Origin of the sequence: Alteromonas sp. W12 (assembly GCF_001924945.1) — a bacterium.
Taxonomy (GTDB): Bacteria; Pseudomonadota; Gammaproteobacteria; order Enterobacterales; family Alteromonadaceae; genus Alteromonas; species Alteromonas macleodii.
Genome location: NZ_LQXH01000001.1, coordinates 1,476,837 through 1,503,046 on the forward strand (window position 1 = coordinate 1,476,837; position 26,210 = coordinate 1,503,046).

The 26,210-nt window shown below is 44.2% G+C and carries 25 protein-coding genes; 7 read left to right on the forward strand and 18 right to left on the reverse strand.

Annotation, left to right across the window (positions count from 1 at the left end):
* Window positions 1-270 precede the first annotated feature (270 nt).
* On the forward strand, window positions 271-420 hold the full coding sequence (locus AWH61_RS20105) for a hypothetical protein (protein WP_155279892.1): 150 nt from the start codon (window positions 271-273) through the stop codon (window positions 418-420).
* Between the two features lie 723 nt (window positions 421-1,143).
* Here AWH61_RS20105 and AWH61_RS06200 read toward each other — a convergent pair.
* The 3 genes from AWH61_RS06200 to AWH61_RS06210 form a co-directional block, all read right to left on the reverse strand.
* Entirely contained in the window at window positions 1,144-3,405 is a 2,262-nt protein-coding gene (locus AWH61_RS06200; protein ID WP_075176501.1) for a molybdopterin cofactor-binding domain-containing protein, read from the reverse strand.
* A complete protein-coding gene (locus AWH61_RS06205) occupies window positions 3,402-3,908 on the reverse strand; it encodes a (2Fe-2S)-binding protein (protein WP_014949319.1) in 507 nt (168 codons plus the stop codon). The genes AWH61_RS06200 and AWH61_RS06205 overlap by 4 nt, the downstream gene beginning before the upstream one ends.
* Before the next feature lie 367 nt (window positions 3,909-4,275).
* Window positions 4,276-4,491 (reverse strand): PGPGW domain-containing protein, encoded by a 216-nt coding sequence (locus tag AWH61_RS06210; RefSeq protein ID WP_014976394.1) that lies wholly within the window; start codon window positions 4,489-4,491, stop codon window positions 4,276-4,278.
* A 330-nt stretch (window positions 4,492-4,821) separates the two neighbouring features.
* Here AWH61_RS06210 and AWH61_RS06215 point away from each other — a divergent pair, with 330 nt between their 5' ends.
* Window positions 4,822-5,238, forward strand: coding sequence for a DUF4826 family protein (locus AWH61_RS06215; RefSeq protein ID WP_075176502.1), 417 nt, complete (start codon window positions 4,822-4,824; stop codon window positions 5,236-5,238).
* Between the two features lie 17 nt (window positions 5,239-5,255).
* On the opposite strand, the gene AWH61_RS06220 is transcribed toward AWH61_RS06215, so the two are convergent.
* The 7 genes from AWH61_RS06220 to AWH61_RS06250 form a co-directional block, all read right to left on the reverse strand.
* Window positions 5,256-5,714, reverse strand: coding sequence for a GNAT family N-acetyltransferase (locus AWH61_RS06220; RefSeq protein ID WP_014949322.1), 459 nt, complete (start codon window positions 5,712-5,714; stop codon window positions 5,256-5,258).
* 9 nt (window positions 5,715-5,723) lie between these two features.
* A complete protein-coding gene (locus tag AWH61_RS06225; protein ID WP_075176503.1) occupies window positions 5,724-6,890 on the reverse strand; it encodes a JmjC domain-containing protein in 1,167 nt (388 codons plus the stop codon).
* 345 nt (window positions 6,891-7,235) lie between these two features.
* Window positions 7,236-8,069: an adenylate/guanylate cyclase domain-containing protein gene (locus AWH61_RS06230; protein WP_075176504.1), complete on the reverse strand. Its 834-nt coding sequence runs from the start codon at window positions 8,067-8,069 to the stop codon at window positions 7,236-7,238.
* 106 nt (window positions 8,070-8,175) lie between these two features.
* On the reverse strand, window positions 8,176-9,543 hold the full coding sequence (purB, locus tag AWH61_RS06235) for an adenylosuccinate lyase (RefSeq protein WP_039229483.1): 1,368 nt from the start codon (window positions 9,541-9,543) through the stop codon (window positions 8,176-8,178).
* 13 nt (window positions 9,544-9,556) lie between these two features.
* Window positions 9,557-10,183: a high frequency lysogenization protein HflD gene (gene hflD, locus AWH61_RS06240; protein ID WP_014949326.1), complete on the reverse strand. Its 627-nt coding sequence runs from the start codon at window positions 10,181-10,183 to the stop codon at window positions 9,557-9,559.
* Window positions 10,183-11,310, reverse strand: coding sequence for a tRNA 2-thiouridine(34) synthase MnmA (gene mnmA / locus AWH61_RS06245; protein WP_044556785.1), 1,128 nt, complete (start codon window positions 11,308-11,310; stop codon window positions 10,183-10,185). Before mnmA ends, hflD begins: the two co-directional genes overlap by 1 nt.
* A gap of 353 nt (window positions 11,311-11,663) precedes the next feature.
* A complete protein-coding gene (locus AWH61_RS06250; protein ID WP_049586714.1) occupies window positions 11,664-12,206 on the reverse strand; it encodes an rRNA large subunit pseudouridine synthase E in 543 nt (180 codons plus the stop codon).
* Between the two features lie 513 nt (window positions 12,207-12,719).
* On the opposite strand from AWH61_RS06250, the gene AWH61_RS06255 reads away from it, so the two are divergent.
* Complete coding sequence (locus tag AWH61_RS06255) at window positions 12,720-14,939, forward strand: NADP-dependent isocitrate dehydrogenase (protein WP_075176505.1); 2,220 nt, start codon at window positions 12,720-12,722, stop codon at window positions 14,937-14,939.
* A 745-nt stretch (window positions 14,940-15,684) separates the two neighbouring features.
* Here the strand turns inward: AWH61_RS06255 and cspD are convergent.
* Complete coding sequence (gene cspD / locus AWH61_RS06260) at window positions 15,685-15,903, reverse strand: cold shock domain-containing protein CspD (RefSeq protein WP_014949330.1); 219 nt, start codon at window positions 15,901-15,903, stop codon at window positions 15,685-15,687.
* Between the two features lie 243 nt (window positions 15,904-16,146).
* Between cspD and clpS the strand changes: the two genes are divergently transcribed.
* Together clpS and clpA are read left to right on the forward strand one after the other, a co-directional pair.
* Complete coding sequence (gene clpS, locus AWH61_RS06265) at window positions 16,147-16,467, forward strand: ATP-dependent Clp protease adapter ClpS (RefSeq protein WP_014949331.1); 321 nt, start codon at window positions 16,147-16,149, stop codon at window positions 16,465-16,467.
* Window positions 16,468-16,491: 24 nt separating this feature from the next.
* The gene (gene clpA, locus AWH61_RS06270; protein WP_014949332.1) at window positions 16,492-18,768 is read left to right on the forward strand and encodes an ATP-dependent Clp protease ATP-binding subunit ClpA; all 2,277 of its coding nucleotides are present in this window, start codon (window positions 16,492-16,494) and stop codon (window positions 18,766-18,768) included.
* 178 nt (window positions 18,769-18,946) lie between these two features.
* On the opposite strand, the gene infA is transcribed toward clpA, so the two are convergent.
* From infA to trxB, 4 genes are all read right to left on the reverse strand, one after another.
* On the reverse strand, window positions 18,947-19,165 hold the full coding sequence (gene infA / locus AWH61_RS06275) for a translation initiation factor IF-1 (RefSeq protein ID WP_014949333.1): 219 nt from the start codon (window positions 19,163-19,165) through the stop codon (window positions 18,947-18,949).
* Between the two features lie 75 nt (window positions 19,166-19,240).
* A complete protein-coding gene (locus AWH61_RS06280) occupies window positions 19,241-19,963 on the reverse strand; it encodes an arginyltransferase (protein WP_014949334.1) in 723 nt (240 codons plus the stop codon).
* Window positions 19,960-20,706: a leucyl/phenylalanyl-tRNA--protein transferase gene (gene aat / locus AWH61_RS06285; protein ID WP_061486964.1), complete on the reverse strand. Its 747-nt coding sequence runs from the start codon at window positions 20,704-20,706 to the stop codon at window positions 19,960-19,962. The genes AWH61_RS06280 and aat overlap by 4 nt, the downstream gene beginning before the upstream one ends.
* Window positions 20,707-20,756: 50 nt before the next feature.
* Window positions 20,757-21,722, reverse strand: coding sequence for a thioredoxin-disulfide reductase (gene trxB / locus AWH61_RS06290; protein WP_075176506.1), 966 nt, complete (start codon window positions 21,720-21,722; stop codon window positions 20,757-20,759).
* 538 nt (window positions 21,723-22,260) lie between these two features.
* Here trxB and yfbV point away from each other — a divergent pair.
* Window positions 22,261-22,710 (forward strand): terminus macrodomain insulation protein YfbV, encoded by a 450-nt coding sequence (yfbV, locus tag AWH61_RS06295; RefSeq protein ID WP_014979203.1) that lies wholly within the window; start codon window positions 22,261-22,263, stop codon window positions 22,708-22,710.
* Between the two features lie 44 nt (window positions 22,711-22,754).
* Here yfbV and AWH61_RS06300 read toward each other — a convergent pair whose 3' ends face one another.
* From AWH61_RS06300 to AWH61_RS06310, 3 genes are all read right to left on the reverse strand, one after another.
* On the reverse strand, window positions 22,755-23,270 hold the full coding sequence (locus AWH61_RS06300) for a SprT family zinc-dependent metalloprotease (RefSeq protein ID WP_075176507.1): 516 nt from the start codon (window positions 23,268-23,270) through the stop codon (window positions 22,755-22,757).
* Window positions 23,271-23,317: 47 nt separating this feature from the next.
* Window positions 23,318-25,183: a signal peptide peptidase SppA gene (gene sppA / locus AWH61_RS06305; protein WP_014949339.1), complete on the reverse strand. Its 1,866-nt coding sequence runs from the start codon at window positions 25,181-25,183 to the stop codon at window positions 23,318-23,320.
* Between the two features lie 162 nt (window positions 25,184-25,345).
* Window positions 25,346-25,537 carry a hypothetical protein gene (locus AWH61_RS06310; protein WP_075176508.1) on the reverse strand — a complete coding sequence of 64 codons (192 nt, stop codon included), beginning with the start codon at window positions 25,535-25,537 and terminating at the stop codon, window positions 25,346-25,348.
* A 44-nt stretch (window positions 25,538-25,581) separates the two neighbouring features.
* Between AWH61_RS06310 and AWH61_RS06315 the strand changes: the two genes are divergently transcribed.
* On the forward strand, window positions 25,582-26,193 hold the full coding sequence (locus AWH61_RS06315) for an HvfX family Cu-binding RiPP maturation protein (protein ID WP_014949341.1): 612 nt from the start codon (window positions 25,582-25,584) through the stop codon (window positions 26,191-26,193).
* Window positions 26,194-26,210: the final 17 nt, after the last annotated feature.

A 26,210-nucleotide genomic window follows, 5' to 3' on the forward strand; every position in this document is an offset into this window, starting at 1 on the left:
AACGTCGTGCTATTTCACGACGTTATCGCTTTGATATTATTGAAAAAGAGACCATAAGGTCTCTTTTTTTGTTAGGCAACTTAAAGTGATGGCCACCCATCTAGAAGCAAATCTTTGCTCAAGTTTCATTCCTTAAAAAAACTGTGGTTATTTAGCAAAACTATGCATTTTTGCGTGTTGATAACATGACTTTGTGTAATTAAAAATGTAATATTACAAAGTGACTTTCACTTTGAATCTTTGATTAATAATTAACTTGGTTGAATTCTCATGGCACATAATGACAGCGCAGTTTCAGTAAATACTTCCGAAGAAAACGTTATGCAATCACGCTCTGTGGTAGAGCAGTTGGCGGAAGCGCAAAAAGAAATTAACGAGCTTAAAATGCAGTTAATGTGGATGGAACGCAACTACGAGTAAGAATAACCTATTAGAATAAGGCGGGAATTAACCGTCCAATACTGAAAGTGCTTTCCTTTTAATTGTAAGGTTACAGGTTGATTTACAGTTTGAATAAAAGGAGGTCATGTTGGCCTCCTTTTTTGTTTCTAATGGTTGTTTGCTGCTCTTAATCAATGGCTTAGTTAGTTGGAAATGGCGAATATGCTAATGACTAGGTTTTTTCGCCTTTTTGATGTGCAACAAAGCTCAAGACCTTCCTATATTACTTGGTTAAATTATGTCCGGTTGGATTAGTGTGCTATTGTAAATAGCGTTAGGCTAGCAGTATGGATGAGGCTGGGGAGGGAAACTGAGATGGCTTATAAATTTAAGTTTTTTGCACAACCTGTAATCAGTAACATCAGAACGTTCTGTGAAGCAGCGCTGGTTGAATTCACTATAGGTCTGATATGTGCAGTTTTCGCTTATGCAAGTTATGGTGTTTTTATTCACCTTTTTGTTGCTTGCGTTGTTATCTCGATAGCGTGTTTTTGCCTAAGTATCTATAACTTATATAGTCTTTTCTATTATTCATAAAGCAATTCGTTTTTTCGCTACTATTGAGAGACACCAGAATACAGCATACATCCATAAAAAAGGGTTAACACAGTGTGTATTAACCCTTTTTGATATGATTGCTTGTCTTAAATAGCGTTAGTATTTATTCATCAAACCAGCGATTAAGCCGAATCTATAGAATGCTTACGCTTTAAGCTGGTTACCAATAGGTAGCTGGCGAATACGCTTACCGCATGCAGCAAAAATGGCATTGCACAGCGCTGGCGCATACACGGGGGTTGCAGGTTCACCTACACCTGCTGGCGGCGCATCGCTTTCAATTACTTCAACTTCTACCTCTAGTGGTGAATCGCTCATGCGCGGTACACGGTAGTTGTGGAAGTTACTCTGCTGTACACGCCCTTTATCAAACGTTATACCGTCACTGATTGCTGTTGTTATACCGTAAACCGAGCCGCCTTGGGTTTGGTTTTTAACCGTATCGGTGTTAACTACAGTACCTGCATCAATAGCTACCCATGATTTAATCACGCTAAGATCGCCAGCGTCAGACACCTCAACTTCAACCACAGTAGCAACGTAAGTTAAGAAGCTACGGTGCGCAGCAATACCCAGTCCGCGGCCTTTAGGCATGTTGCGGCCCCAGCCTGCCATGTCAGATACTTTCTCAATTACATTACGAAGACGACCGGTATCCAAAGGATAAACCGACTTATCACCCCAATAGTTTTGATATTCGGCTTTTTGATCCGTCACATCAATAATTCTATCAGGACCAATTACTTCCAATAGGTAATCTTTAGCGTCTTTGCCTGCTTTGTGGGCTGCTTCATTAATAAACGACTGTACAGCAAACGCGTGGAAGATGTTCGATACTGAACGCATCCATCCAATACGGGCTTTGGCTGGCGCTTCACCGCGCTCTAACTTCATGTTGGGCGTAAGAATAGGGTTATCCGTAAAGCCCAAATCTAACTCAAAGCTAAAGGGGGCGTTCGCGCCCTCTTGGAACGTAGAGGCAATAGGTGAAAACGCGGTTCTGTGAAGATAAGCGTCAATTTTACCGTTTTCATCAAGTGCAGCTTCAACATGTTGAGCAGAGACCGCGTGATAGAAGCCGTGCTGAATATCATCTTCGCGTGTCCATTGAACGCGAATTGGCTTGCCCGTTTTCATTGATAGGAATGCTGCTTCCGCTGAAAAGTCAGGCTTAGACTTACGCCCGAAAGCACCACCTAGCATGGTAACGTGAACATTGATTTTTTCTTTGTCCATGCCAACCATAGCGCCCACGGTTTCCATATCAGCCTGCGGATTTTGTGTTGCTGCCCATACGTCAACGCGATCTTTATAGTACATGGCAGTAGCACATGGTGGCTCCATTGGGGCTTGTGCTAAATGCGGCACGTAATAGTCAGCAACCAGTTTGTCGCTGGCTTTTTCTAAAACGCTCAACGCATCGCCTTTTTCTCTAACAAGCGCTTGAGGTGCATTTACTGTGTTAAGCAACTGCTCTTTAAAGTTCGCTGAGTTATAGTCGCCATTTACGCCATCGTCCCAGGTGACGTCTAATGCTTTGCGGCCTTGCCATGCTGCCCATGTATTGTTAGCTATAATGGCTAGCCCACCTTTTGGCTGGAACTGGGGCGCACCTTTTGGCGCTGGAATTTCAATTACATCAACAACGCCATTAACCGCTTTTGCTTTATCAGCATTGAAGCTTTTCACCTTACCGCCCACTACAGGAGGGCGTTCGATTATGGCAACAAGTGCTTTTGGCTCGCGCACGTCGGCGGCGAAGGTTGCTTTACCGGTAACGATATCTTGAAGGTCGATATGCGCCATACCGGTATTGATGTAACGCCATTCTTTCCTTTCTTTAAGCTTAAGCTTATCGGCTTCTGGCGGCGTAATGGTAAATGCATCGTCTATTAAGTCTTTATAAGCAAGCGTTTTACCTGAAGTGTGTGTTACCACATGCTGCTCGGCAACACAGGTACTTGGCTCAACACCCCAACGCTTAGCTGCTGCATGTTGCATCATATAACGCACGCTTGCGCCCATTTCTCGAAGACGCTGCATATTGAAGCGGATACTACGCGAGCCATCGGTGTTTTGGTCACCGTATTTGGGGTCGCCTTTGCCTTGAATAACAATGACTTTGTCCCACGCCGCTTCCATCTCGTCAGCTACAATTTGCGCAATGGCGGTTCGGATCTGTTGACCCATTTCGCTGCGGTGACACGTTACTTCAACCATGCCGTCAGGGCGAAGTGCAATGAACAAGTTTGCGCGCTTTGCGTTTTCCGCCGGCTTTGCTAATACGCCAGCCATGGCGCGAGGTGCACCACCCATAAAATAGGTACCAAGAACCAGTGCACCCGCCGCTGCTGTAGATTTTAAGAAACTGCGGCGATTCATATCAAAATAGGTATTCTCACTCATGCTTCTTCTCCCGCTTGGGTTGGGTCAAAGTAGCTCACGCCGGCGTTGCCGCTTATTGATTTCGACGCAGACTTAATGGCCTTGTGAATGCGAGGGTACGTGCCGCAACGACAGATGTTGCCCGACATATTCTGAACAATTTCTTCGTCACTTGGCGTTGGGTTGGTTGATAATAGACTGGCAGCTTGCATGATTTGCCCACATTGGCAGAAACCACATTGTGGTACTTTGTGTTCTACCCACGCTTTTTGGACAGGGTGATCGCCATTTTCGCTTAGCCCTTCAATAGTGGTAATTTTTCTGCCTTGAACGGCTGACACTGGTAATACGCAAGAGCGTTGTGCCATGCCATCAATGTGAACAGTACAAGCGCCACATTGCGCCATACCACAGCCAAACTTAGGTCCTGTAAGATTTAATTCGTCACGAAGGTACCACAACACTGGTGTTGATGGGTCACCAGAAAATTCGTGTTTGTTACCATTAACGGTAAACGTGATCATGGTCTTGTCTCCATAGGTAAGCGAAAGATATGACTTGGACCAGATTGTTTAAACCTGGCCTACCCAAGCAGCGCAATGCGGGGTCAACGCATTACACAAAATCATATCGATACGGTTACATTGCCTGATGATACGAACTATCTAAGATGCTGAGCATGCTCAGATAATTGCCACTATTATTATTGTTAAAGGCTTCGCAATTTATACTTTAGATTACGTTAACACGCATTGCATCATTACGCATTTACATAAGTTTAATTGCTAACACTTTGCGACAAAGTGGTGAGAGATGAAGAGGGGGGCGAAACGCACTGTGCGTTATGGCGTGCTCGACTTTCTAAAAGCACACCTGTTAGAACAAAAACAATTAGCGCAGCTTTCGCATAAGAAGAAAACGATCAATTCTACGGGCACCACTCGTCATTGTTTTTTGGCTGTATTTGAGCCAGCTTCGCGCTTTTGGCCAGTCGTAACTTAAGAGCACTAAACCGCCTACCACTAACAAGATAGAGCCCGGAAGTAATGTTAGAACAATACCGCCGATAAACAAGATTGCTCCAAGGGTAAGTCTTACTATTCGCATGTATAAACACTCGGCTTGGTGAAGTTTTCATCTCACAGTTTCGCCCAAAGAAGCACATTTGCCAATATGAAAAATGTAAATGTTTGTGCTTAAAGTGTGAGTCAGTCGCTGTTGGTAAAATCCACAGATTGTTGGAAAAGTAAGCGGTTAACACCTTCGGTGAATACATTGACATGATTGCAGTGGAAAGCAGGGGTGAAATAAAGTACAAAGATAGAAAAGACGTTCGCTACAAACTAGGGGGAAAGGTGGCCTAGAAGGTAAGTGATACGCGGATATTGTCTAGCGGTGCTAGATAAGAAACGATAATGATAATAATGAGAGCTAAAAATGGCAGATCAACCAGAAAACCAACCAATCAGTGATGAAGAACGCGCAACGTGGGTTCGAGAACAGTTTCAAAAAGCTAATAAGTTTTTAGCAGAGAATGGTGTTTTGTTCGAATCTGTTGTTACAGAAGAAAGCCGTTATTTAATGCCGTACCTTGCAGTATGGAAAATTAAAGCGATGGACAGCAAACGCTATTGGGTAATTAGTGGTGATTTGCCGTCAGACTATACATCGGTAGATAACGCGAAAGATGCAAAAGAGGCACTTCGCCACTTTGCTATGCATTGGCAGTTAAAGGCTGAAAACCTGATCAATGCAAAAGATGCAGATAAAACGCAAAAAGAATTTGGCGCATTGCTTATCAATCGTGCTGAGAACTTATTTGCTATGCAAAATACTCCGGATCTTTGGGTTTAAAGCTTTAAGTCAGCAACCTAATGAAGTTGAGTCACGTCCGGAAGAGGAAATCGCTCTGCCGGACATTTTAGACGTTGTCTTGGAACGCCTGCGTCCATGAACACTTGCCCGTCGGGAATAAAACCAATGGATTGGTGATAGGACACGCTTTCTAAATTGCATACTACTTTGATAATGGGGACGTTGTTTTGCTTTGCCGTGTTAATCAGCGCTTCAAACAAAGCGCGATAAACAGGCAATGTTCTGTGGCAGCGCTTAACAGCAATTCGGCCTAGTTCGCCTCGTTTGGTTAAGCGCCCAGTGGCAATGGGTTCGTTTTCATCATTGACGATAAGTACATGGCACGCCGAGCTGTCGTGTTCGTCGAACTCGCTTGCCTCGGGGACGCGCCACTCTAAAACAAATACATGTTCCCTTAGTGCTTTTAGTCGATGTTTATCCTTTTCCCAATCGACGTTTTGTATCGTAAACGCCATACTTACCTGTTAACCTTCGAACCATTCCCAGTAACCATTATTGATAAGTGTAGTTAAGGTTTCTAAAAATGTAAAAGAAGGCGCGTCTTGGCAACACGTTGCGTTCAAAACGCCTCCTGATGCCAGCACTTCAAACCATTCTTGGTCACTTTTGCCAAATTCGAACTGACTGCCATTTACAAAGAGTGCGCGAGGAAGACCACGCTTACCGTCACATAGTAATGCACGCACACCCGGTGCAGGAACAAAGCTAATGCCTGCGGCAAACTCATTTGAAATTTGCTCTAGCGATACTTCGTCTTCTAGCGGATATTCAGGAATGCCTTGTTCACTCATGGCTTCTAGAAGTGCCAAAGTAAAGTCTTCACCGTTTATCGCATCTATGAGCTGCTGCTTAAGAACGGCAACATCGCTTGGATTTACCCAAGCACGATTACCTTGCATAGAGCGGCTTGCATCGGTAAAGCGATAATTATGTGCGCCTTTATCCAACATCATCGCCAGGCTTTCCGCCAGTTGCAGATTGTCCGGAGCACGATAACCCACAGAGTAGGTCAGGCTATCTTCAATTGTCGCTCCATCATGAGGCCAGCCCGGTGGTACGTACACCACATCGCCAGGCTCAACCACAACATCTATAACAGGGTCGAAGCCTTCAATTTGTCTTAATTTTGGATGTGGAAAAACTTCTTTATAGTCCGCCGGCTTGCCCACACGCCAGCGTCTTCGGCCCTTACCTTGAACTAAAAATACATCATATTGGTCGATGTGAGCACCAACGCCTGCACCATTGGTGGCGAAGCTCACCATCAGGTCGTCCAATCGCCAATTAGGGATAAAAGAAAAGGGATCTAGTAGAGGGGTTACGTCGGGCACATATTTATCTACGCCTTGAACTAGTAATGTCCATTTGCCCTGACATGCTTTGTCAAAATCGGTAATTGGCCCTTGTTCAACATGCCAGCTGCCTTTCACGTTGCTAATAATACGTGCATCCACTTCCGACTCTTGTGCTAGACCGGCAAGATCGTTCTCATCGATAGGATCTACAAAGTTGTCAAAGAAGTGTTTGATGACTACCGGCTTTTGCTGCCAGTAGTTTTTTAGAAAGGTTTCTGCATTAAAGCCGTTTCCAGATTGTGCATCAATAATGTACGAATTGTCGTTAGTGGGCATAGTGTCTCTTATAGTAAGCCAATTAAATGGGTTTAATCTGTTGATTTAAGTATTGTGCGTGGCGGCGGTAAGCGTTAGCACTTTGTCAAAAGCGAGGTTGAAGCTTATGGGCGGCATTATCGATTATTAAAACGTTTATTGCTACCTTGCATTTGCTTCACCTGATTCAACAGGGAAAGCCGTATTCATAATGGTTCGCATAGATAATTACCCACTCAGCGAAACTTAACATGTTCGTACTCGCGGCGAGTTACTGCAGGTGTAATTCATCTAACTTAGAAATCACGTGCTTTTTAGCTCAATGTTTACATGACATGGGTGGTTATCAGATGCGCTAGACAGGAGTTAGCAAACGTATGCGCTCATTAGCATTGTTTTCGTATGCAGCTGTTTTGGTAGGAATGTGGTTTCTTTGCAATTTTCGCCACACATTTTTGACTCACTGAGTTTCCGCTTGTCGTGTTCACGCGTTGAGAGCTCAGTGTTAGCGTTTCTATTTGAACCACAAGTGAAGTACGTATTAAAGGAGCAAGGGTTATTCGCACTCGCGCTAGAGCGATGCATAATCTGTCGTTTAACCAGGCTGTAAGACTTCTCACAAATAGCAATTGTATTAGGTGCTGTGTATTGCTCTAACATTGCAGCCCTATTTACCGTAGTCCCCCAAATATCAAAGCCTGCAAGCGGGCGAGCAGATTGGCCGGCAAGTAAAGATCCTGTCGCAATGCCAACTCGCAGTTGACTTGAAGATGATGCTAAAAGGTCGTTGCTATTTACAAGCTCGCGAGCGCGAAATGCGAATTCGATGGCGTTCACCAGAGCGTTCAAAAGCGAGTGTGTTGTACTGCTATGTTCGCCGCTAAAACCAACCGCAATATATTGATCGCCGTTGGTTTTTAATGGCGAAAGGTGTAAATCAGCGGCAAGCACATCGAATTCAGAAAACAGGCTATCTACAAGTCTGGCGCATGTAATGTCGCCATATTTAACTGAGAGTTGTTGGAAGCCTGATAGGTCACAAAAAATGACGACGGCATTTTTTATACAGCTTTTTAAATTCGCGGCACTACTTTTGGTTTCTAGCGTTGGACTTAACACCTTCGAAACCGTGGGGGAAAGTACAACACAGTGTTTTTCCTGCAATGAGAAAGGAGTGTGGTTCGTGTTGCGTAAATCCATTTGCTTGCTCCCACGGGTAGGTGAAAATTCAATGTAGAGAAATTTAGGAATAAAAAAACGCGGTACTAATGACCGCGTTTTTCAGTGTAGTGGAAAGCGTAAGGGCTTATAACTGATCTACAAGCCTGATTGCATCACCAATGTATGTAGCAGGCGTTAATGCCTTAAGCTCTGCTTTGGCCGCTTCTGGCATATCTAGGTTATCAATAAACTCAGCAATGACCTCAGCGTTTACTTTCTTACCACGGGTCAGCTCTTTTAGCTTCTCGTATGGCTTTTCAATACCGTAACGACGCATAACAGTTTGAATAGGCTCTGCAAGCAGTTCCCAATTGTTGTTTAGCTCGTTAAGTAAGCTTTGCTCATTAACTTCTAACTTGCTAATACCTTTCAAAGTAGCCTGATACGCAATAACCGCATAACCTACACCTACGCCAAGGTTACGTAGTACGGTTGAGTCGGTAAGGTCACGTTGCCAGCGAGAGATAGGAAGCTTAGCTGCTAAATGGTCAAAAATAGCGTTCGCCAGACCTAAGTTACCTTCTGAATTTTCGAAATCGATAGGGTTAACTTTGTGTGGCATGGTAGAAGAGCCGATTTCGCCAGCTACCGTTTTTTGCTTGAAGTGACCCAGTGCAATGTAACCCCAAACGTCACGGTCGAAATCGATAAGAATGGTGTTAAAGCGCGCAATGGCATCAAACATTTCTGCAATATAGTCATGCGGCTCTATTTGCGTAGTGAACGGGTTCCAGGTTAGACCTAGTGAGGTAACAAACTTCTCTGAAACTTCGTGCCAATCTACATCTTTATACGCTGACAAGTGTGCATTGTAGTTGCCCACTGCACCGTTAATCTTACCAAGTAACTCAACACCTGCGATTTGGCTACGCTGACGCTTTAGGCGAATAGCCACGTTTGCCATTTCTTTACCCATGGTGGTAGGTGAAGCAGGCTGACCGTGAGTACGTGCCATCATAGGTACGTTCTGGTAGCGCTTAGCAAGCTCTACTAGCGCTTCAATTAATTTGTCACAGTAAGGAAGAATAACGGTCTCGCGGGCTTCGCGAAGCATTAAGCCATGTGAAAGGTTGTTGATGTCTTCAGACGTACACGCAAAGTGGATAAACTCATTTACTGCTGAAAGCTCACTATTGTCGGCAACCTTCTCTTTAAGAAAGTATTCAACCGCTTTCACATCGTGGTTTGTTGTGCGCTCGATTTCTTTGATGCGCATGGCATCTTCAACACTAAATTCAGCTACTATTTTGTCTAGTAGTGCATTTGACGTGTCTGTAAAAGCAGGAACTTCTTCAATTTGTGGGTTAGTAGACAGCATTTGTAACCAACGTACTTCTACTTCTACACGGTATTTTAATAAGCCGTACTCACTGAAAATACTGCGTAATTCTACGCTTTTGCCAGCATATCGACCATCGACAGGGGAAATTGCAGTTAACTGACTCAGTTCCACCTTAAGCTCCTCACTAGTTTATTAATCGTAGTGCTTTAACAGCACTGTTAAGAATGTGTTTGCGTTTAAATAAAATGTTTCTTCGTTTTCCACCCATCTGACGCCACATTACTGCAGCCCTAACACCTGCAAGCAAAAGCGCACGCACTTTATGCTGAGTGGCAGGTTGGCTTAAATAATCTGGGTTACCAGCTACCTGAATACGCGGTGCTAGCGGACTGATGATATCGCTGTAAATGCTCGCTAAGGAGGAGACTATTTGTGGGTTTTGGAAATCGATGTGAGCAAGCTGGCGCTGAACATGGGAAATACGTTCGCCCAGTTCCTGCATTGCTTTAGGCTTTCTCGCTAGCTTTCTTTCAAGTCCTAGAATACTAGCAATATAGCGGGTTAATTCCGTATCTTTTGTTGCTTGTTTGTCAGATAGCTGTGCTGCGAGTGTGGTGTAACCGGTTTTTAAGTTAGCGAGCTGGCCGAAAACCTGTTGAGGTGTTTCTGGGTCAGTAACCAGTATGCTCGATAAGCTGGCCTCTATAGCCTCGTTATCGGCAGAACCTCGTCTGGCAAGCTGCTGAACCAGCGCAGCAGCTTGACATACACCAGCAAGAGCTAGGTTATTTTCTATGTCGGTATCTAACATCAGCGAATATAACTCTCAATAATACCGCCGCCAAGGCAAACTTCGTCACTATAGAACACCGCTGACTGCCCCGGCGTTACCGCCTTCTGCGGCTCATCAAACATCACTTCAATGGTGTCGTCTTGAGTTGGCGTTATTGTACATGGGATATCGGCCTGACGATAACGGGTTTTAACTACCGCGCGCACAGGCTCTGTAATCGTTTTTCTATCCACCCAGTGTAGCTGCTTTGCTACCAAGCCTTTCGAGTATAGGCGAGGGTGGTCGGCACCTTGGCCCACAATAAGCACGTTGCGAGCAACATCTTTATCTACCACATACCAAGGGTCGTCACCGTATTTGGCTAATCCACCAATGTGTAAGCCTTTACGTTGACCTAGCGTGTGATACATCAAGCCTTCGTGTTGGCCAATTTCTTCGCCTTCTGCTGTTTCAATAACGCCAGGCTGAGCTGGAAGGTAACGAGCAAGGAAGTCTTTAAATTTGCGTTCACCAATAAAACAAATCCCGGTAGAGTCTTTCTTATCGTGAGTGATAAGACCTTGCTCCTCGGCAATTTTGCGAACTAATGGCTTTTCGATGTCGCCCACAGGGAAGAGCGTTTTTGCAACATGCTCTTCGCCTAACGTGTAAAGAAAGTAGCTCTGGTCTTTATTGTTATCAAGACCGCGTAGCATTTGCCATTTACCGTCAACTTCTCGGCGACGAACATAGTGACCAGTTGCAATGTAGTCAGCGCCAAGGTCTTCTGCTGCAAATTCAAGAAACGCTTTAAACTTAATTTCTTTGTTGCACATAATATCTGGGTTTGGCGTACGGCCCGCTTTGTATTCCTCTAAGAAATACTCAAACACGTTATCCCAGTATTCTGCTGCAAAGTTAATGGTGTGCAGTTCAATGCCAAGTTTGTCAGCAACCGCTTGTGCATCTTTTAAATCTTCCGCTGCGGCACAGTATTCATCGTTGTCGTCTTCTTCCCAGTTTTTCATGAAAAGACCTTCAACCTGATAACCCTGTTGTTGGAGTAGGTAGGCTGAAACAGACGAATCGACACCGCCGGACATTCCGACGATCACTTTTTTGCTGGCGTTAGATTCAATATCACTCACTATGGATTGCACACTCATTTGATTAATAAAAAAGAAACCGTATTTGTTAAATCAGTCACCAATTAACATGTTGATAAATATGCTAAGGCGCTTACCCACTCAGTGGGCAATATCACTAATCAGCCACTTACAAATCGGCCCGTTTTCGAGGTCGCGGATTTTATCAGATTCCGATAGCTAATTCACATTTAATCCTTATCTGATTAAGTAATTAAATATGTGCCAAGCGGCCGTTGGCCTTTGCTGTAAAAAATTGTCTATATGCAAAGATGAACAGCAACCTTTAACAGCGCTAAAAATCCGTGATGTTTCGGTGCCTCTTTTAGTGTGGTCAAGGAAGGTGATTTCAAGTATTAGAAATTGAATTGCCTTTAAAAGTGAACGTAGCTGCCATTATCAATACCATCAATGGTCCAATTACCCACGCGATATCTGATGAGCCGAAGGGTGGGGTAGCCGACGTGCGCTGTCATACGTCGCACTTGTCTGTTTCTGCCTTCTGTAATGGTAATTTCTACCCAGCTAGTAGGGATCGACTGTCTAAAACGTACGGGCGGATTCCGCGGCCACACGCCAGGTGCTTCCATGGCTTTTACTTTCGCGGGGCGAGTCATTCCATCTTTTAATTCTACACCGTCACGCAGCGCCTGCATTGCTTTTTCGTCCATAATACCTTCAACTTGCACCCAATAGGTTTTGCTGGTTTTAGCTTTTGGGTTAGCAAGTTTATGCTGAAGCTTTCCGTCATTGGTGAGTACGAGAAGACCTTCCGAATCTCTGTCGAGTCGTCCTGCGGCATACACACCGGGAACATCAATATAGTCCTTTAGGGTTTCTCTACCGTCTGCATCAGTAAATTGAGAAAGAACTTGAAAGGGCTTATTAAAAAGCACCACTTTAGCGTTTGAAGACATATTACTTCCGCTTGTTTAAATTCAAAATTTCGGGGGGGATTTTACGACAAATGACGATGCTTCGCATGGGAAAATCAACCGCAAATAGTGGTTTGCTCAATGAAGTTTGTCGATAAATTCGGTGATCTTATGAGTTAAGACAATGGTATGACTTGTAACTCAAACTTTCGACCCTATACTAATGGTCGCTCCCATTTTTATAAGAGAGCGCATCTGCATAATTATTAGACAGTTTTAGCAGTGATAAGCGGGCTTGCTTATACATCGTATCTCGAAATTGCGTACGACTAGGTAGTCGAGTGCAAAGCCATGAGATGCATATTGCTAACATAGGGAATTGAATAATATGTAGGGAAGAAAACAGCAAGTGACCTAGTGCTTAATAAAAGCAAAAGGTGGAAAACATCAAATACGTTTCGCAATGACTGTGGGCGTGACATGAACATGTTGCGGGTTGTTGCGACCTAATGGACTAAAGACGACAGTACCCTGTCGAGAAAATTGAGGTATATAATGACCAAGTCTAAGATCATCTACACGAAGACTGATGAAGCGCCAATGCTGGCGACTTACTCACTTCTTCCAATCATCCAGAAGTTTGCTGCGGCTGCAGATATCGACGTTGAGCTAAGCGATATTTCACTTGCTGCACGTGTTTTGGCAAATTTCCCTGAGTATCTTTCTGAAGAACAAAGAGTGCCAGACGCGCTAGCTGAACTGGGTGAGATGACCCAAGACCCGAACGCTAACATCATCAAGCTTCCAAACATCAGTGCCTCAATTCCACAGCTTCGTGCAACTATCAAAGAATTAAACGCAAAAGGTTTTAATGTACCAGCGTTCCCTGATTCACCTAAAACAGCTGAAGACGAAGAAATTCGCGAGCGTTACGGTAAAGTATTAGGTAGTGCGGTAAACCCTGTACTACGTGAAGGTAACTCGGACCGTCGTGCACCGACAGCGGTGAAGAACTATGCCCGTAAGCACCCGCATTCAATGGGTGAGTGGTCTCAAGCTTCTCGTTCGCACGTAGCGCACATGCGCGGTGGCGATTTCTACTCTGGTGAAAAATCAGTGACAGTTGAGAAAGACGGTCACGTTAGCATCGAATTTACGGGTAAAGATGGCAGCAAGAAAACCCTTAAACCGCGTGTAGATTTGCTAGCTGGCGAAGTTATCGACGGCATGTTTATGAGCAAAAAAGCGCTGTGTGAATTCTTCGAAGAGCAAATTGAAGATGCGAAAAACACAGGCATTCTTTTCTCACTACACGTAAAAGCGACCATGATGAAGGTGTCTCATCCAATCGTATTCGGTCACTGTGTAAAAGTATTTTACAAAGATCTATTCAACAAATGGGGTGACCTGTTTGAAGAGCTAGGGGTTAACCCTAACAATGGTCTAGGTAGCGTTTACGACAAAATTGCAAGCCTACCTGAGAGCCAACGCTCTGAAATTCAAAAAGATATCAACGCATGTTATGCCGACCGTCCGCCAATTGCGATGGTTAACTCTGACAAAGGTATCTCGAACCTTCACGTACCAAGTGACGTAATTGTTGATGCCTCTATGCCTGCAATGATCCGTAACTCTGGTCAAATGTGGGGACCAGATGGAAAGGCGCACGACACTAAAGCAGTTATTCCAGAAAGTACTTATGCAACCATTTACCAAGAAGTTATCAACTTCTGTAAAACGCATGGTGCATTCGACCCGACAACGATGGGTACAGTACCTAACGTTGGTCTAATGGCGCAAAAAGCAGAAGAGTACGGTTCACACGACAAAACGTTTGAACTGGAAGCAGACGGTACTGTTTCAATTGTTGACCAAGACGGCAATGTTCTTATCTCTCACGATGTTGAAGAAGGTGATATCTGGCGTATGTGTCAGGTGAAAGACGCACCTATTCAAGATTGGGTGAAGCTAGCGGTAACGCGTTCACGTCAATCTGGTATGCCTGCGGTATTCTGGCTAGATGACGAACGTGCTCACGATGCGCAACTTATCAAGAAAGTTGAAAAGTACCTACAAGACCATGATACCAACGGTCTAGACATTCAAATTATGTCTCCTGTACGCGCTATTCGCTACAGCATGGAACGTGCAATTCGCGGTCTGGATACCATTTCAGTAACGGGTAACGTACTTCGTGATTACCTTACTGATTTGTTCCCAATCCTAGAGCTTGGTACCAGTGCTAAAATGCTATCAATTGTTCCGTTGATGGCTGGTGGTGGCCTTTATGAAACGGGCGCGGGCGGTAGTGCACCTAAGCACGTGCAACAGTTCGTTGAAGAAGGTCACTTGCGTTGGGACTCACTCGGTGAATTCCTGGCACTTGCTGTATCGCTAGAAGATGTTGCTATTAAGCACAGCAACACCAAAGCAAAAGTTATTGCTACTGCACTTGATAAAGCAACGGAAAAACTACTAAACAACGGTAAGTCTCCGCTTCGTAAAGCAGGTCAGTTGGACAACCGTGGTAGCCATGTTTACCTAGGTCTATACTGGGCTGAAGAAGTAGCGAACCAAACGGAAGACGCAGATCTAGCTGCGCAATTTAAGCCAGTGTATGAAGAGTTGTCTGCGAAAATTGACGACATCTTGGCTGAGATTGATGCAACGCAAGGTAGCGCGCAAGAAATTGGTGGTTACTACTACCCTGACGAAGACAAGCTTTTCGCAACCATGTCTCCAAGTAAGACATTAAAAGCTATCTTAGGCGCATAGTATTTTGTGTATATGCGTTAGGCTTATAGGTCTAGCGCATAGAATAGTACTCTCAAACCTGAGAAGCTATTTCAAAACAAGGTTTAAAAGCCCTCTCTTCAAACGAGAGGGCTTTTTTTATGTAGAACCACTATACCTGCGCTAACACGCCGCGATTACGAACATTTTATACCAATCCGCATAGATAATTGCCCTCTCAGAAGGCGCTGGCAAGTTTCCTAGCGAAGCGTGGGAATGCAGGAATGGCTGTTCCCTTTCAAATTCCCAGAATGAAGATAGGAAGCTTGCCAGGCCTTCCCGAAGGGCGAGTTTAAAATGTCCGTACTCTTTGTTGTGTCACCTTGATGTAGATCCACTATACCTGCGGTAACACGCCACGATTACGAACATTTTAACTCTCGCTGAGTGGCTAATTATTTATGCGGACTGGTATTAAACCTAGCTGAGTAGGCAATGGTCTACGCGGACTGGTATAAGGGGTAATAAGGGGTAGGGCGATATACCTTATGTTTTGGAAACGAATGTATAAGAGGGAGATAAAAGGAACAGGAAAAAAGCTCGTTGATTGTCTAATTTGAACTAGTACGCAAATTTAATACACAACGTTAAGATAACGTAATGCTTATTTTTGTGGGGAAAATTTAAACGCACTTATCCGCACAGGCGCTTTACTGCACCTACACATTTTGAATGGCAAGAAAAGCAAAAGCCCGACGTAAAAGGTCAGGCTTTAAAAATTCTTTTCTTAACGCTCTGGTTCTTCTTTGAAGCCAATGTTCTCAGCGTGAAGACCTTTAGGCCCTTGCTGAACTTCGAACGTTACTTCTTGACCCGCTTTTAGCGAACGGTAGCCTTCCATTTGAATCGTAGAGTAATGCGCGAAAATATCTTCGCCGCCGTCCTCAGGAACGATAAATCCAAAACCCTTTGCGTTGTTAAACCATTTAACTTTGCCAACCGCCATACTTCGACTTCCTCTTAATCCTTGAACTCACGAGTATATGCCCCCATTATAGATCCGGAGACACGGTGGAAAGAGTATTGATTGTAGCTGCTACGCAGTAAGTTATGTCGTAGCTAACGTGCAATACTCAAAACCACTATACAAAATGTAGATTTTTTAACCATATTATGTCAAGGGCAAATGTGAATAAATTTATCCAAAAGTTTGTACACATATGTGCCATTAAACCACTATTATTAAGTTATGAGTAAAGACAACGCTATTAGTATCGAAAAGGAAAAACAGAAAGACGCGCAGCGACAGAAGCCGCAGCCGCCTCCCATGTATAAAGTGTTGTTGAACAATGACGACTATACACCGATGGATTTTGTCATTGAGGTACTCATGCAGTTTTTCAATATGGACGCTGAGAAAGCCAACCAACTTATGCTGACCGTTCATTATCAAGGAAAAGCCGTGTGTGGCATTTTTACTGCTGAGATAGCAGAGACAAAAGTGATGCAGGTTAATCAGTACGCACGCAAACATCAGCACCCGTTGATGTGCACGATGGAGCAGGCATAAGGTTTTTTGTAGAGGGCGAGCAATATGTTAAATAAAGAATTAGAACAAACGTTAAATAACGCGTTTGTATTTGCCAGAGAGCATCGTCATGAGTTTATGACGGTTGAGCACTTGTTGTTGGCATTGCTTGATAACTCAGCTGCTCGCGATGCGCTCAAAGCATGTGGTGCCGATATTGAGGCAATTAAAAGCGAACTGTTAGCTTTTGTTAAAGATACTACGCCTCTCATTTTAGATGACCAGTTAAACGAACGCGAAACTCAGCCCACGCTCGGTTTCCAGCGCGTGCTGCAGCGTGCGGTATTCCACGTTCAGTCGTCTGGTAAGGACGAAGTCACTGGCGCCAACGTACTTGTTGCTATATTCAGCGAGCAAGAGTCTCAGGCCGTTTATATTCTCAAGAAGGCGGATGTAACGCGCTTGGATGTGGTGAACTTCATTAGCCATGGCGTAAGCAAAGCGGATGATGATGAGCCTGTAAACCCTGAAGCGTCGGAAGAGGCTGAAGCAGGCGAAGAAGGTGGCTCAGCATTAAGCAAATACGCAACTGATCTAAATCGTCATGCGAAAGACGGCAAAATAGACCCGTTGATTGGCCGCGATTCGGAAGTAGAGCGCACTATTCAAATTCTATGTCGTCGTCGCAAAAACAACCCGCTGCTTGTGGGTGAAGCGGGCGTAGGTAAAACGGCGATCGCAGAAGGTCTTGCATACAGAATCGTTAACGAAGACGTGCCTGATGTTATTGCTGAAAGTACCGTTTATTCACTGGATTTAGGTGGCCTTCTTGCTGGTACCAAATACCGTGGTGACTTTGAGAAGCGTTTGAAAGCAATTCTGAAAGAGCTTGGCAAAGACAAGAACGCCATTTTGTTTATTGATGAAATCCATACCATTATTGGTGCAGGCGCTGCGTCGGGCGGTGTAATGGATGCGTCAAATTTACTTAAGCCTAAGCTATCAAGCGGTGAACTACGCTGTATTGGCTCAACCACATATCAAGAATATCAAGGTATTTTTGAGAAAGACCGCGCCCTTGCACGTCGTTTCCAGAAAGTTGACGTAACTGAACCTAGCGTCAGCGATACCACAAAGATACTGCTTGGCCTTAAGAGTCGCTACGAAGAGCACCACAATGTGCGTTTCACACAAAAAGCGATTCAAGCTGCGGCGGAATTGTCGGCTAAGTACATCAACGAGCGTCATCTTCCAGATAAAGCCATTGATGTAATGGATGAGGCAGGCGCAAGCCAGCGCTTGTTGCCGCCTTCTAAGCGCAAAAAAACGATTGGTGTGGGCGACATAGAGCAAATTATTGCAAAAATGGCGCGTATCCCTGAGAAGTCTGTATCGGCTTCTGACAAAGAGGTGCTTAAGAACCTTGGCCGAAACCTTAAAATGGTCGTGTTTGGTCAGGATAAGGCTATAGAGACGCTTAATGACGCTATATTGCTATCACGTTCTGGACTTGGAGCTGAAGCAAAACCAATTGGTAGCTTCTTGTTCGCCGGTCCAACTGGTGTTGGTAAAACAGAAGTAACCCAACAGCTGGCTAAAATCATGGGTGTTGAGCTTGTACGTTTTGATATGTCTGAGTACATGGAACGTCATGCAGTTAGCCGTCTCATTGGTGCGCCTCCTGGTTACGTTGGTTTTGACCAAGGCGGTCTGTTAACAGATGCGGTAATCAAAAACCCGTACTCAGTAGTGCTGTTAGATGAAATTGAGAAAGCGCATAGCGATATCTACAATATTCTTCTTCAGGTTATGGACCACGGTACGCTGACTGATAACAATGGACGTAAGGTTGACTTTAGAAACGTGGTGTTAGTGATGACCACCAACGCAGGTGTTCAAGAAACCGTACGTAAATCTATTGGCTTTAAGCAGCAAGATCACAGTCACGATGCGATGTCTGAAATCAATAAGGTGTTTACACCTGAATTCAGAAATCGCCTGGACGGTATTATTTGGTTTAACCATCTTGATCCTGAAATTATCTTGCAGGTGGTAGATAAGTTCATTATTGAGCTTCAGGCACAGCTTGACGTTAAAGGCGTGTCGCTAGAGGTCACCAGTGCAGCCCGCGCTTACATGGCTGAGAAAGGCTATGATAAGGCAATGGGAGCACGTCCTATGGCGCGCGTCATTAAAGATGACCTTAAGAAAGAGTTGGCGAACGAGCTATTGTTTGGCGAGTTATCTAAAGGCGGAAACGTTAAAGTAGACTGCGTTGATGACAAACTCACCTTTGAGTACACAGGTGTAGGTGCAACGTCTGAAGAAGCAGAGCCAACCTAATGTAATAAAGCAGGTAGCGCTAGGTAGAAAGACTAATGTCGTCTATCAAGCGCTAAATCTTCTTTAGTAATTTTGGATCTAAGCGATAGCGCTTCGAGGATGAAATAGGTAAAACCCAGATACGAAAAAGCCCGATCTTAATCGGGCTTTTTTTATGCGTTACCGCTTAAATGGCTCATTATCTTGCGCGATAAACGATACGACCTTTGGTCAAATCGTAAGGAGTCATCTCAACGGTGACCTTATCGCCAGTAAGAATACGGATATAGTTCTTACGCATTTTACCAGAGATGTGTGCAGTCACTACGTGACCGTTTTCTAGTTCAACGCGGAACATAGTGTTAGGTAGCGTGTCTAACACAGTACCTTCCATTTCAATACAATCTTCTTTTGCCATGTAAAGCAGTTACCTCAGTAATTCAAAATTTTTGCCGCGCAGACCTTACCCAATCTTGGGTTCGGTGTAAAGCAATTAAGTGGGTATTTTACTATTTTTGCTAAATAGATGCCATTCATTGTCACTAAACTGCTCAAATGGCAAAAATTTGTGTTTATAAGACATTTTTTGACAACCCTCTACGTAATAGCCCAAATAAACATAGTGGTGGCCTAAACGCCTCGCTTCCTCAATTTGCATGAGTATCATCCATGTACCTAAAGACGCAGAGCTATAGTCAGGGTCGAAAAACGTGTAGAGCGCAGAGAGGGCACCCATATGTTCGTTAGCATCGACAACGTCAGTGACAGCCACTGCAATGAGCTTGTCGCCATCATAGGCCTCTAGGTAATGGGTTGTCATCCAATCACACAAAACGAAATTGTCGAACTGGGTTCGTGAAGGCGGATACATACTACCGTCGGCATGTCGCTCCGTAATGTAGCGTTCATACAACGGGTAGTATGTGCTTTTAGTTTCACTAACTAGCTGAACGCGAAACCCTTGGTTGGCCTTTAACAGCCTTTTTTGACTGCGAGAGGGGGTATAAGCATTCACCGGAATTCGCACCGACTTACACGCCTTGCAGGCTGGGCAGTGTGGACGGTAAATTTGTTCACCGCTTCGTCGAAATCCCACTTGAATAAGTTGCGAGTATCGCCACGCCTGAAAATCATTATTTTCGGCGTATACTAATAATTGCTCTTGCTCATCGGGCAAATAGCTACATGAAAATGATTGGGTTATACCAAACTTCACGGAGTAATCACTCTTGGCTTCCAACGATTAAGGTAGTCTTCTGACAGCCTACCGTCTTCAGTTAAAGTGTGGTTGTTGTTTTCCAGTTTTTCAATAAAGTTTTCACGGGATAACACATTCGCACCAAGGGATGCCAAATGATCGGTAGGAAGCTGGCAATCAATAAAGGCCATATCGTGAGACTTCATGTGCTCAACCAACGCCATCATAGCAAGTTTTGACGTATTACTTTCCCGGTGAAACATCGATTCACCGCAATATACCTTGCCAATTCCAACGCCATATAGTCCACCCACAAGTGTTTCGCCGTCCCAAACTTCCACAGAGTGTGCTAAACCTAAACCATTGAGCTGCCGGTAAGCCCCAATCATGTCATCGGTAATCCATGTTTCGCTATTGAGTTCACCTGTGTTTGGGTTTTTACGAGGGGTTGATGAACAGGCTTCAATTACTCGGTCGAACGCATAATTTAACGTTACCGTGTATTTTTGTTTTCGAGCAAGCTTCTTAAGGCTTTTCGATGCGACAAAATTGTCGAGTTCAATAATGGCTCTGGGGTCGGGTGACCACCACAACAGCGGTTCGTCATCACTGAACCAAGGGAAAATGCCCTGTGAGTAGGCAGAAAATAAACGTGCAGGACTGAGGTCGCCACCAAATGCTAGCAGGCCGTTAGGTTCGTCTAATGCAGTGTCGACTGGAGGGAAGGGCGCGCCTTCTTCGATGTAATGTAACGCTATCATAATCGGGCCAGAAAAAAGCCCCACTGAACAGTAGGGCTTGGGAAACAGTATTAACCTTGTTCAGGCATCGTACCATCTAAGTATTTTTCAGCATCTAGCGCCGCCATACACCCTGTACCTGCTGATGTAATGGCCTGACGATAAATATGATCGCTCACGTCACCTGCAGCAAACACACCTTCAACGCTTGTTTGCGTCGCATTGCCGTTTGTACCGCTGTTTACAACGACATAGCCATCTTTCATTTCAAGCTGCCCATCAAAGATATCGGTATTCGGTTTGTGACCGATAGCAACGAATAGACCCATAACATCAAGCTCTTCAGTGGCATCACTGTTCGTATCTTTAATACGGACTTTGGTTACACCCATTTCGTCACCGAGCACTTCATCTAGTGTACGGTTTAAGTGTAATACCACGTTACCGTTTTCTGCTTTATCACGAAGGCGTTGCTCAAGAATTTTTTCACTTCTAAAGCTATCTCTTCTGTGAATAACATGTACTTCTGATGCAATGTTTGAAAGGTAAAGCGCCTCTTCAACAGCGGTGTTACCACCACCAATTACCGCTACTTTTTGATTGCGGTAGAAGAAACCGTCACAGGTTGCACAAGCAGATACACCTTTACCCATAAACGCTTGCTCTGATTCAAGACCAAGGTATTTAGCTGAAGCACCTGTAGCAATGATTAGTGCGTCACACGTATAAGTACCGCTATCTCCGTAAAGCGTGAAAGGGCGCTTCGAAAAGTCGGTCTTATTGATGTGATCGAAAATAATTTCAGTATCGAACTTTTCAGCATGCTTTTGCATACGAACCATTAGATCAGGACCAGTAAGGCCTTCAGGATCGCCCGGCCAGTTTTCTACTTCTGTCGTGGTAGTAAGCTGTCCGCCTTGTTGAATACCAGTTAACAGTACAGGTTTAAGGTTTGCACGTGCAGCATAAACCGCTGCTGAATAACCTGCAGGGCCTGAACCCAAGATAAGTAGACGGACGTGTCTGCTTTCTGCCATTTTCCTCTCCAAATAATTCACCCAATAGGGTTACTTATAAAATTTCTCTTAGAAAGCTAGGTAGGGGCGAAAATCTGTAAATCAAGCTCAACACCTAGTTACTTTTATTATAGTAATTTGCCAGCGCAACATCTGCAGGTCGTTATTCACTTGCTTTAACAAAAGTAACAACAAAGCCATGCAGCACAATGTTTAGGCTTAAGCTCTATATGATGCCTTTAAGCGAGAAAAATGTCACTTAAAGATAGATTGAACTTATACCTTTTAATTATTAATGCGGGGTGTATTAGCTACACAACGCCGATCTTCACAGCAGACCAAAAGGCAGCCGCCACATCAACGAAACTTAATTAACTACAGTGCAATCGTATTTGATAAGATCGATGTTGATAGTTTATCGCTGTAATTACGTACTGATTTAGAAGAACCAGTTTGTATTAGCCAAAAAGCGGATTACAATTTAGTTATAACTATCGAATAATGACGTGAGTGATATCAGCATTAATGCTGATAGTAAGGTTTATCAAAGAGGTGAGGCATGTCTCAATCAATAATGACAATGTTGAAAAACGGTCAGCAGTACATGAAGACATGGCCTGTAAGAAAAGAACTCTATGCCTTTTTCCCAGAGTGTAGAGTTGTAGCAGCGACTAAGTTTGCAATTAAAACCATGCCGCCAGTGGCAATGGTTTCATGCGCGCTGCTCTATCAGAGTTTAGGCGCCGATTATCTACCTCAAACCATTACCATAGGTGCTTTCTTCTTAAGTCTGCCTATGCAAGGCTTGCTTTGGCTAGGACACCGCTCTGACCAATACCTTCCACCACAACTGAAAAGCTGGTACCAAGAAATCCACTCAAAAATGCGCTCGCAAGGTGTGGCTATGACCAATGCTAAATCAAAACCAAAATATAAAGAGCTAGCGCAACTTCTTAAGACAGCGTTTAACGATTTAGACAACGCATTTACTAAACACTGGTTTAATTAACAGCACGTATCCTGTAAATACCGCTCGCTAGACAGCGTCTTGGGTCAATTGGCTTTTAGGCTGCCAACGTCTGGTGCGCGAAGCAAGGCCTGACACTTCCTACATTTGTATTGTGCCCCTTTTAAAATATTATTGTGTCTGCGTGTACTTAGCGCATAAGTGTCACAGTCACACACATAATGAAAAGTGCGGGCTACCCGTTTCACGTCAAATTGATGGGTAGCATTAGGCGTGCAGTTAAATACGCTGCGCATTATCGACTGCCATTCTTTGCCGTGGGGCTGAACTCTGCCAAACAGAACCCATACCAACAAATGGCTGACTTCGTGTGGTACCACGTCACTTAAAAAGGCATCGATATTATCTTTAAACAGAAGTGGGTGAAAATTCACGCGGTTTTGCTGTAAAAACGCAGTGCCCGCATTTTTCCCCGACCGTCTAAAAGTGATGGTAGGGCGCTTGAACGTTTGCTTGAAGTATTGCTCTGCTTGCTCATAGCAATAAAAAACAGCGTCGGTAATAGCGCGACGCTGTTCTTGAGTTAAGTCATTTGAAGCGATGTTGCTGCCTCTGTCTTTTTACTGTTTCTACTTATTTGCTGCGCGTATTATTTAACGTCACAAGGCAAACATAGCACGTAGGTACCCTTAGGGTCGTTTAGTTGGTTTACTAAACTGAACTCTTTTAGTACGCGCTTAAATTCATTTACCAGTGCAGAGTCGGCATGGGCAAATTGCCATTTGCCCACAAACGTCATTGCCTGGCCAAAGAATTCCTTCCAGAAAATTTCCTGGGCACTCAGCGTACGTTGTACGTAGAACGTATCATAATTTTCGAGCTCGGCGAGCTCGGCCGCAGCAACTACAGCATCGTCAACCGTACCAAGCTGGTCTACCAAGCCAAGTTCAATTGCATCTTCGCCAATCCACACGCGTCCTTGGGCAACACTATCCACTTCTTCTACCGACATACCACGAGCATTTGAAACCAACGACAAGAAGTTTCCGTAAGTGTTTTCAACGTTGCGCTGAAGAATCTGACCGAATTCTGGTGCTAGTGGACGCACAGTAGAGAAGCCTGCAAGCTCTGTAGAGCCCACACCGTCACTGTGAATACCTAAATAATCCAGTGAATTCTCGTAGGTCATAAACATACCAAACACGCCAATCGAGCCTGTAATTGTGCTAGGGCTTGCAATTATTCTATCGGTACTTGCTGCAATCCAATAACCGCCTGAAGCTGCATAGGTGCTCATAGAAGCAATAACGGGCTTACCTGCTTGTTGTAGCTGCAACACTTCCTGACGGATAATTTCAGAGGCAAATGCGCTGCCACCAGGAGAATCAATCTGAAGAACCACTGCTTTTACGTTGTCATCAAGACGAGCCTTACGCAGAAGACGCGCAGTGCTGTCGCCACCTATAGTGCCGGCTTTTTGATTACCGTCTAAGATGGTGCCCTTGGCAACTACAATCGCCACTTTATCCATATCTGACTCGATAACCGGCATAGGCGGGTTAACAACTTTAAGATAGGTATTGAACGAAGTGAGGTTAACGCCGTGATTGTTTTCATCTTCACCGACTAACTCAGTAAGCTCCAATCTTACTTCTTCGCGGGTCTTCAATGCGTCTACCCAATTATTCTCAAGCGCATACTGTGCGAAATCGCCGCCTGCCGCTTCAAACTTTGCTAATAAACCTTCAAGGGTCTCGTCAAAGTTTGCTTCATCGATACCGCGAGCTGCTGCTACATCCGCTTTGTATTGTGCCCAGTAACCATCTAACCACTGTTTCTCCGCTTCTTTTGCTTCTTCAGACATATCATTTCGCATGATAGGCTCAACAGCAGATTTATAAGTACCAACCCGGAAGATATGCGTGGTTACTTTTAACTTTTCTAGCATGTCTTTGAAGTACATGCCATAACGGCCGTAGCCTTCAAACATTAACCCGCCCATTGGGTTCAGATAGATGCTATCAGCGTGTGCTGCCAAGTAATATTGGTCTTGGGAAAAGTAATCGCCAATGGCATAAACGGGCTTTTCAGACTCTTTAAATGCGTCAATAGCATTAGCTACGGTGCGCAACTTGTCTAAACCACCGCCGGTAAGACCTTGAAGGTCAAGAACCAAAGCTTTAATACGGCGATCCTTTTGCGCATTTTCAAGCACTTTCACTACATCGCGTACCAATACTTCTGGGTTTTCAGGTTCACTGCCTAGCGATTCTTGTAAGAACTGTTCGAAAGGATCAATGCTTTCTTTTTCTATAACTAGCTTGCCGTTAAGCGTAAGAAACAAAGCACTGTCTTTGTTTACGGTAAACTGTTCATCGTCCTGACCAGTTATTGCGATTATCAATCCAACAAAAATAACAATGAATATCAAATTAAAGAAAAGTTTGCGGGTGAAGTTAAGCACCGTCCACAAGCCAATAAACAAGGATTTAGTCCAATTTCCTTTGGCTGCCATTTTAATCACTACCTTTTTTTGAATTAACTAACCAGAGCAAGATAGATCAGGCATACCTTACTCACGTACTGCATTCTATTATGTTACCTAAATCGAGTAAGATCGCGAACTTAATTGTAATTTTTTGTGAGTGTCTTTGTTTTCGGCGACTTACGATGACTTTTATTCTGCGTTCTTTTTTTCGTCTTGTTCCAGCCACTTTCGAATGAGGGAGGCAATACGTTTGTGACTATCCTCGCTCATCGTCATAAGAAATCTTCCATTCTTTGCTTTATAGCCGGTTTTTCCATGGCCCTTTTTCATTAGTCGTAAAAACGGTGAGGGCTTATTTTCGCGCGATGAAATTTTTTTCATAAAGTGCCGTTCTTATTTCTTAATCACACAAAGTAGGCAAAACAATGACACACATTTACCAACAAATCGTAGCCCGACTGCAAGTGGCAGATGGCATTCCTTTACTTTTATTGCGCTTGTATTTAGCACCAGTGATGATACAGGCTGGCTGGAATAAAGCATCCAGTTTCGACAGTATTGTAGATTGGTTTGGTAACGATGATTATGGGCTTGGTTTACCAATGCCTTTGGTAATGGCGTTCTTAGCTACAGCCGCAGAACTCGTGGGCGGTGTTCTATTGTTATTGGGTGCATTGACGCGCTTGGTGAGTATTCCATTAATGGTAACCATGATAGTCGCTATGGTGAGTGTTCACGCTAAGAATGGATGGCTCGCTATTGCTGATGCGTCTTCATGGTTAGCCGACGGTACAATCTTACTGAATGAAAACATTATGGCTGCGCCAGAAAAGCTTGCGGCAGCTAAATCATTGTTACAAGAGCATGGCCATTATGACTGGCTTACATCCAGCGGTAACTTTGTGGTACTTAACAACGGCATCGAATTCGCTGCGACCTATTTTATTATGCTTTTGGTTTTGTTTATCTATGGTGGTGGACGCTTCTTTAGTGTCGATTACTATGTGAATAAAGCCATGCGTTCTAAAAGTAATTAGGGACGCTCCATTTCCTG